The organism is Verrucomicrobiia bacterium (genome assembly GCA_019634625.1).
Taxonomy (GTDB): Bacteria; Verrucomicrobiota; Verrucomicrobiia; order Limisphaerales; family CAIMTB01; genus CAIMTB01.
In genome coordinates this window covers 257397-264682 of the sequence record JAHCBA010000004.1, presented here as the reverse complement: position 1 = coordinate 264682, position 7286 = coordinate 257397, and the positions used below count along the sequence as shown (strand labels likewise).

The window sequence follows — 7286 nt, the reverse complement described above, 5'->3', positions numbered from 1 at the left end:
ACCGGCGACGCGGGACATGCAATGGTAGGTGGCGGGGAGGGAGGGATCGGCCTTGATGCGTGGGGTCTTCATTGGGTCGGGGTGCTGGGGGGTGCTACCAAAGTGATGGGGGTTGGGTAGTCGAGAAGGGAGGGAGACAGTAAATAAAGGAAGGAGGTGTTCGGGGATTGAGGATTGAATGATGGCGAAAGGGTGGCCAATGAGCTTAGGAAGTCAATTTAAAAAGACTGTCAAAATAAAAAGTGGAATCAAATTTAAAAAGCCTGTCTAATTATTTAATGATATGGTTGACCCGACAACGCACGGGGCGCAAGGACGAAACCGTCGGCCTGATCACCGACCTGACACCCGCAGAGCTTTCGGCCTCGCAATGGCTGGATGCCAACCGCCAGGGCTGGGGTATCGAAAACGGCAGCCATCAACGCCTCGACGTCTCCCTCAACGACGATCGGTGCCGGGTTCGCAACACCAACGGCCTGCTGATCCTGGGCATGGTCCGGCGAGTGGTCATCGGCCTGTTCATGCACTGGGGGCTTCAGCAGCCCAAGCCCGCGCAGAAATCCCTCACCGACTTTCAAGCCGTCATGGGCGAAGACAACCTCACCAAGGCCATGACCTTCATCACCCTGCGCCGACCAAAGCTCGCCTGAGTACGTCATGCATACGCGCTGGGGGGGGCAGAGATAAGAAACGCGCGCATTGCCAGGGGTGGGAGGGTGGGGCATAAATGGGCATGGGGTTTGGCCGAGTTACCACTGGCACGACGCAGCGTGCACGGCGGGGCATGGGTTGGCGCGTGGGTTTGTGGCTGACGTTGGGGGTGGTGGGCGCGGTGCGATGGTTGTTTCCACCGGAGCCGATGGTGCGACCACCCGCCTGGGTGGAGTTGGAGACGCAGGGAGACCGGTGGGGGCGACGCCCGGCGACGCGGGTGCAGGAGCCGATGTCGCCGGTGCCGAAGGATTTGTGGCGGCTGGAGATCGAGATAGCCCCGGAGGATGTGGAGATCCTGCGGGGGTACCGATGGCGGGGACCACGGGGCGGTGGGGGGATGGAACGGCCGCAGGTGCGGGTGACGGTGCGCGAGGGGGGGCAGGAGTATCGGGATGTGGCGCTTCACTTGAAGGGGGCGGCAGGGAGCTTTCGTTCGGTGGATGACAAGCCGGCGATGACGCTGAATTTTAACAAGCACGTCCGGGGCCAGCGGTTTCATGGGTACGGGAAGTTTTCGCTGAACAATTCGGTTCAGGACCCGACGTACCTGAGCGAGGCGATCTCGCGGGAGTTGTTCGAGGCGGCAGGCGTGCCGGCGCCGACCGCGGGCCATGCGACGGTGGTGCTGAACGGGCGAGATCTCGGGCTGTTCGTGGTGGCGGAGGGGTGGGGGAAGCCGTTTCTGCGTCGCCACTTTTCGGACGTGGGAGGCAATCTGTACGACGGGGGGTTCCTGGAGGATGTGCATCCGGGTCTGGACACGAACTCGGGGGACGATGAGTCGGACCGGTCGGACATCGAACGCCTGCTGGAGGCGGTTCATGGTTCGATTGCGGGCAATCGATGGGAGCGGTTGAGCGGGGTGCTGGATGTCGAGCGGTTCGCGCGATTTCTGGCAATGGAGATCCTGACCTGTCACTGGGATGGCTACGGACAGAACCGGAACAATTTCCGGCTGTTCCATGACCAAAGCACGGGCCGGATGGTGTTTCTGCCGCATGGGATGGACCAGATGTTCGGGGCGGGGCGGTCGAGTCCGTACAGTTCCATCGAGGCGCCGATGCGCGGAGTGGTGGCACGGGCGTTCATGGCAACGGTCGAGGGGCGGCGGATGGTGATGGAACGGCTGGCGACGCTGCGGTCTGAGGTGCTGGTGGAGGACCGGGTGGTGGCGCGGGTGCGGGAACTGGCGGCGCGAATCCGGCCGACGCTGGCGGCGTATCATCCCGACTGGGCACGGGAACACGACCGGGCGGTGGAGGACCTGTGCGTGAGGATCGTGGAGCGGGCGCGCAGTGTGACGGAGCAACTGGCGTCACCGCGGTTGCCCCTGGAGTTCGGCGAAGACGGGATGGCTCGATTGTCGGGGTGGCGGCGTCAGATGACGGCGCGGGATGGAGCGCCGCTGCGGTTCGAGGTGGTGGAGCAGGACGGGGTGCGGGTGCTGCGGATCGCGACGGCGGGGGCGGGGGGGACGGGGTCGTGGCGGACGCGGGTGAATCTGGAACCGGGCCGGTATCGATTTGAAGGGCGGGCGAGGACGGAGGGGGGAGGACGCGAGGCCGGGGTGTGTCTGCGGATTTCAGGGGCGCGGGCGCAGTGGCTTGGGGGGAGCGACGGGGAGTGGATGCCGTTGCAGTTCCGACTGGAGGTGGAGGAGGCGCTGGCGGAGGTGGAGCTGGTGTGTGAGTTCGGGGGGGCGCGGGGGGAGGGTTGGTTCGACGAGGGATCGTTGCGGTTGATCCGGGAGCGGTGATCGGAGGACGGAGGGCGGAGAGGTCAGGGGCGGGAGGCGAGGCGGGATTGGAGTTGGTTCCAATCCTGGACGAGCTGGTTGTGGCGGTCGGCGAGTTCGTTGAAGCGGGTCACGGCGTCGCGGAGTTGTTCGGCCTGGGACTGGAGGAGGCGGGAAGCGTCTTCGAGGCGTTCGTCGCGGTCGGCGACGGCCTGGGTCCAGATTTCGATTTGAAGCTGGAGTCGGTCGCGGTCGCGTTCGAGCTGGTGGGCGCGGGCTTCGGTGTCGCGGAGTTCGGTTCGGGCGGATTGGGCGTCGGCGTGGGCCTGGGCGAAGCGTTCGCGGAAGTGTTCGAGGTCGGACTGGAGACCGGCATGGGCCTTTTCGAGGTCGCGGAGGGAGGCGGTGAGGTCGAGGCGGGACTGTTCGAGGCGGTTGATGTCGAGGTTGAGGACGCGGTTGGTGGACCACTGGGCGACGCAGAGGGCGGCGAGAGCCAGGACGCCGAAGAGGTTGAGGAGGTGGAGGCCCTTCATGGGCGGGGTTCGGCGGGGGCCTCGCGGATTTCGAAGGCGACGCGGTCGATGCCGGCGGAGCGGACCCAGTCGAGGACGCGGATGACATCGCCATGACGGGCGTCCTGATCGCCGCTGATGAAGACTCGGGCGTGATCGTTGGTGAGGCGCCAGGACTGGAGGTGGAGGACGAGTTCGTGGGGGCCGACGGGGGTGCGATCGAGGAAGAGGGCGCCGGAGCGGTCCACGGAGACGTTGAGGAAATCGCCACGGAGGTCGGGGGTGGCTGTGGCGGCGGAGGCGGTGGGGAGGTTCACCTGGACGCTCTTGAGATTGACCATGCCGAGGCTGACGAGCATGAAGGCGGCGAGGAGGAAGAACATGATGTCGATCAGGGGGATGATCTCGATGCGCGCCTCGTGGGAGGGGGGGAGTTTGGAGCCAAGCTTGACCGGCATGACGGATCAGGGGGTGGCGTGGGCTGGAATGGGTGCGCCGGGGCGGCGGGCTTCGGCGAGCGCGCGTCCGGCACGGGTGCGGGAGAAGTCCTCGAGGTCATGACCGTGGTGACGGGCGGATTCGACGAGGAGTTCCACGTGATTGATGGTGCGTTCGAGGCGGCCGCGGAGGCGGGAGAGGCGGTGGGAGAAGTAGTTGAAGGGGAGGAGACAGAGAATGGCGATGCCGAGTCCGCAGGCGGTGGCGATGAGGGCTTCGGCGATGCCGCCACTGACCTTGACGGCGGCCAGTTCCTCGCCGCCGACGAAGCTGAAGGAGTGCATGATGCCGATGACGGTGCCGAGGAGGCCGAGGAGTGGGGCGAGGGTGATGAAGGTGCCGAGGACCCAGAGGCGTCGTTCGGCGTGATCGAGTTCATCGGTGGCGCGGAGCTGCATGGCGCCGAGGAAGGAGGTGTGGGCGTGCGTCAGGCCGTGATGGACGGTGGCGAGGAGAGGATCGCGCGGGTCATTACTCTGGCGAAAGGCGTCCTCGAACCGGCCATCGGCGATGGCGGCAAAGGTCTGATCGAGGGCTTCCGGGCGGCAGCGACGACCGAGGGTCCACCACCAGAGGGTCCGTTCGAGTCCGACCACTAGGGCGGCGAGGAGACAGAGGAGGATGGGCCACATGATGGGCCCGCCTTTGAGGAAGAAATCGAGGACCACGTTGGCGAGGAGGGGCGGCATGGGGAGACGGGTGCGGTCGGGTCGGGTCAGCGTTGGAGTTGGAAATGGATGGCGACTTCGAAGGCGCGGGGCTGGCCGGGTTGGAAGCGCCAGCGGTGGCGGACGGTACGGACGGCGACGTCGTTGAGGAGGCGCCAGGCGGAGGGTTGATGGGCTTCGGCGAAGGTGACGCGGCCATCGGGTCCGACGACGAAGCGGACGCCGACGACACCCTCCTGACCTTCACGGGCGGCCTGGGGGGGATACTCGGGGGCAGGTTGACGTCCTTCGCCGCGACCGTGGACGAGGGCTTCGACGGGGAGGGGCGAGGCGCCCATGGCTTGCTCGGGGGATTCGGTGCGGGCATCCGCGGCGGGGGTGTCGGCCACCGTGGCGACCGCCGCGGGTGAAGGAATGGGGAAGGCGGCGGCGGGGTCGGGAGTGGCGAGGGCGAGCGTGGCCGGCACGGAGGGGAGGACGAGGGAAGGGGGCTCGGGGGGGAGGGCGGGCAGGCGTTCGGTTGAGCTGGCGGGATTGGGGTTGGAGGTGGCGAAGGCGGGGGCGGATTCGTCACCGGGAGAGAGGTCGAGGTCGAGGTGTTGGGCGACGACGCGTTCGGGTTCCGGGCGTGGCTGGGGGCGGGGATAGGGAACGGCGAAGCCCAGCGCTCCCACCAGGAGGCAGGAGAGCCAGGCGACGAGGACGCATTCGGGGGCGCCCTTAGAACGCGACGCTGAGACCGCCATAAAAGGTTTGGGGCATGCCGGGCCGCGGGCCGAGGGGGATGCGGGAGGCGACGTATTCCTTGTCGGTGAGGTTGCGGACGCCGAAGAAGGCGCGGGCCCACGGGGTGAGCTGGGCTTCGGCGGTGAGGTCGAGGAGGAAGTGGGCGTCGGTTTTGCCGAAGCGGGCGTCGGGGGTGCCGTCGGGCCGGGCCTGGAGGGAGGTATTGCTGCCGGTGGCGAATGTTTCGGGGATGTAGGTGGCGTTGAGGTAGAGGCCGTAGCGGCTGTATTCGAGGCCGACGCGGGCATTGATCTGATATTCGGGGATGTAGGGGACGCGATTGCCCTTCACGGCGCCGGAGAAGATGCTTTCGACCGAGGCGCCACCGGCGCCGACGCTGCTGGCATCGCTTTCGAAGCGGGCATCGGTGTAGGTGAAGGCGAGGCTCATGGGCGTTCGGACGACCCATTGATACTGGGCGCCGGGATCGTACTGAAGAGAGAACTCGACGCCGTGGACATCGACATCGCCGGCATTTTCGGTGATGCCGCCGCCTCCGCCGCCGGCATTGGAATCGACGATGAGATCGCGGAAGGCGGTGAAGAAGTAGATGGCCTCGGCGCGGAGGCCGTTGGGGAGGTGGTAGCGGGCGCCGGTTTCGAAGGAGAGTGAGGTTTCCTCGTCGAGGCCGTTGCCGAGGGCGCCCTCGGGGCCGGGGACGGCAAAGCCACGATGGACACCGGCGAGGAGAGTGAGGGGATCGGAAACATCGAAGTCGATGCCGACGCCGCCGGCCATGACATCGAGATCGCCTTCGCCCTGGGCTCCGGAATTGCGGTTGTTGCGGCTGAAGTCGATGTGTTCGTAGCGGAGGCCCGGGGTGATGGTCCAGCGGTCCCAGGCGAGGCGGTCCTGGACATGAAAGGCCCAGGCGGTGGAATCGCCTTCGCGATTGTCCTGGGAGCCCGGAGTGCCGACGGACGTTCCGGTGATATTGCCGGCGGCATCGACCGTATAGACGGTGTCGTTCTGGAAGCGGCTGGAACGGTCGTAGTGGTAGCGGATGCCGCCTTCGAGGGTGTGATCGACGGCGCCGGTGGCGAACTCGTAGCGATAGTTCTGTTCGACACCGTGGAGGGTGTAATCGCGGTTGTTGTTGCGGTAGCGGAGCTGCCCGGCCTGGGTGCCGCGAAGGACATCGAGGGCGCCGTGGGCACCGGCGAGGACCTCGGCGGGGCTGCGCCAGGTGGTGTCACCGGCGGCCCGGACGTCGTTCAGTTTGTACCAGGCGCGTTCGAAGTGCTGGTAATAGCCGGTGGTGGTGATTTCGAAGCGGTCTGACGGACGAATCAGGTGACGCAGGTAGGTGCGGTGATGGTCGGTGGGGATGCGGTCGAAGCGGGTGGAGGAGTAGCGGCGGTAGGGATCGGCGCCGAAGTCGGCTTCGGCGAGGCCGAGGTAGGATTCGTCGGCCGTGAAGCGGGTGTAGCCGTACTTGGCTTCGATGCGCTGATAGACCTCGGTATTGAGGTCGTAGGCCAGCTTGATCATCGGTTCGATCCGCTCGAAGCCGGTCTTGTCGCGGTCCACGCCTGGACCGGCGTCGATGGTCTTGAAGCCGTCGGACCGGTGGTAGAAGCCTTCGAGGAGGAAGCTGACGTTGCCGTTGCCGGCGGGGATGCGGTCACCGAAGTCGCCGAGGCCGAAGACCTCGTTATGGCTGCCGTAGTAGGCTTTGAGGAAGGTCTGGCGGTCGGCCGGGAGGGGGGTGGAGAGGTAGTTGACGACACCGCCGGTGATCTGGGGTCCGTACTTGATCTGACTGGAGCCCTTGATGATTTCGAGGCCGCTCATGCGCCCGACAGCGGGGGTGTAGTAGGCGGCGGGGTCGGTGTAGGGGGCGGGGGCGGCGAGGATGCCGTCCTCCATGACGGTGATTTTGGAATTCCGGACGGTGGTGACGCCGCGGAGGCTGATGTTGGGGAAATTGCCGTAGCCGTCCTCCTCGCGGACATAAACGCCGGGGACCTGGCGGAGGACGCGGTTGATGTCGGTCTGGTTGAAGTCACGGATTTCGCCGAGGCCGAGGTAGGTGGCGGAGCCGGGGATGTCACGGACGGCCTCGGGGGAGCCGATCATGGAGCCGGTGACGACGACATCGGGGAGGCGTCCGGCGGGGGCGGTGCTGGCGGCGGATTGGGCCTGGGCGGCGAGGCCGTGGGCCATGATGAGAGCGGTGAGGGCGGCGACGGAGGCCTGGGTTGGGCTCAGGGATGGGGCGCCTTGGGCGGCGCGACGGACAGGTCGGGGAAAGGACGTGCGGCGTTGTGACATAGGGTGCGCCTGGCGCGGGAACACGATCATCGGGAAGCGGGGGGGAGGTCTCCCGGTTCCTTGCCCTTTGTTGTCGTTCGGTTGCGGCGCATTGCG

At 66.5% G+C, this 7286-nt stretch carries 7 protein-coding genes; 2 read left to right on the top strand and 5 right to left on the bottom strand.

Going from position 1 to position 7286, the window contains the following annotated elements:
* Positions 1-287 precede the first annotated feature (287 nt).
* Together KF833_04215 and KF833_04210 are read left to right on the top strand one after the other, a co-directional pair.
* The gene (locus KF833_04215; GenBank protein MBX3744492.1) at positions 288-650 is read left to right on the top strand and encodes a transposase; all 363 of its coding nucleotides are present in this window, start codon (positions 288-290) and stop codon (positions 648-650) included.
* A 134-nt stretch (positions 651-784) separates the two neighbouring features.
* The gene (locus tag KF833_04210) at positions 785-2470 is read left to right on the top strand and encodes a CotH kinase family protein (GenBank protein MBX3744491.1); all 1686 of its coding nucleotides are present in this window, start codon (positions 785-787) and stop codon (positions 2468-2470) included.
* A 23-nt stretch (positions 2471-2493) separates the two neighbouring features.
* On the opposite strand, the gene KF833_04205 is transcribed toward KF833_04210, so the two are convergent.
* The 5 genes from KF833_04205 to KF833_04185 are packed head-to-tail and all read right to left on the bottom strand — an operon-like array spanning position 2494 to position 7190.
* Positions 2494-2985, bottom strand: coding sequence for a hypothetical protein (locus KF833_04205; protein ID MBX3744490.1), 492 nt, complete (start codon positions 2983-2985; stop codon positions 2494-2496).
* Positions 2982-3422 (bottom strand): biopolymer transporter ExbD, encoded by a 441-nt coding sequence (locus tag KF833_04200; GenBank protein MBX3744489.1) that lies wholly within the window; start codon positions 3420-3422, stop codon positions 2982-2984. The genes KF833_04205 and KF833_04200 overlap by 4 nt, the downstream gene beginning before the upstream one ends.
* A 6-nt stretch (positions 3423-3428) precedes the next feature.
* On the bottom strand, positions 3429-4151 hold the full coding sequence (locus tag KF833_04195; protein MBX3744488.1) for a MotA/TolQ/ExbB proton channel family protein: 723 nt from the start codon (positions 4149-4151) through the stop codon (positions 3429-3431).
* A gap of 26 nt (positions 4152-4177) precedes the next feature.
* The gene (locus KF833_04190; protein ID MBX3744487.1) at positions 4178-4876 is read right to left on the bottom strand and encodes a TonB family protein; all 699 of its coding nucleotides are present in this window, start codon (positions 4874-4876) and stop codon (positions 4178-4180) included.
* Complete coding sequence (locus KF833_04185) at positions 4851-7190, bottom strand: TonB-dependent receptor (protein ID MBX3744486.1); 2340 nt, start codon at positions 7188-7190, stop codon at positions 4851-4853. The genes KF833_04190 and KF833_04185 overlap by 26 nt, the downstream gene beginning before the upstream one ends.
* Between the last annotated feature and the right edge of the window lie 96 nt (positions 7191-7286).

Coding starts and splice junctions, on each gene's coding strand:
- KF833_04210 (MBX3744491.1), top strand. CDS start 785: ATGGGTTGGCGCGTGGGTTTGTGGCTGACGTTGGGGGTGGTGGGCGCG.
- KF833_04205 (MBX3744490.1), bottom strand. CDS start 2,985: ATGAAGGGCCTCCACCTCCTCAACCTCTTCGGCGTCCTGGCTCTCGCC.
- KF833_04200 (MBX3744489.1), bottom strand. CDS start 3,422: ATGCCGGTCAAGCTTGGCTCCAAACTCCCCCCCTCCCACGAGGCGCGC.
- KF833_04195 (MBX3744488.1), bottom strand. CDS start 4,151: ATGCCGCCCCTCCTCGCCAACGTGGTCCTCGATTTCTTCCTCAAAGGC.
- KF833_04190 (MBX3744487.1), bottom strand. CDS start 4,876: ATGGCGGTCTCAGCGTCGCGTTCTAAGGGCGCCCCCGAATGCGTCCTC.
- KF833_04185 (MBX3744486.1), bottom strand. CDS start 7,190: ATGTCACAACGCCGCACGTCCTTTCCCCGACCTGTCCGTCGCGCCGCC.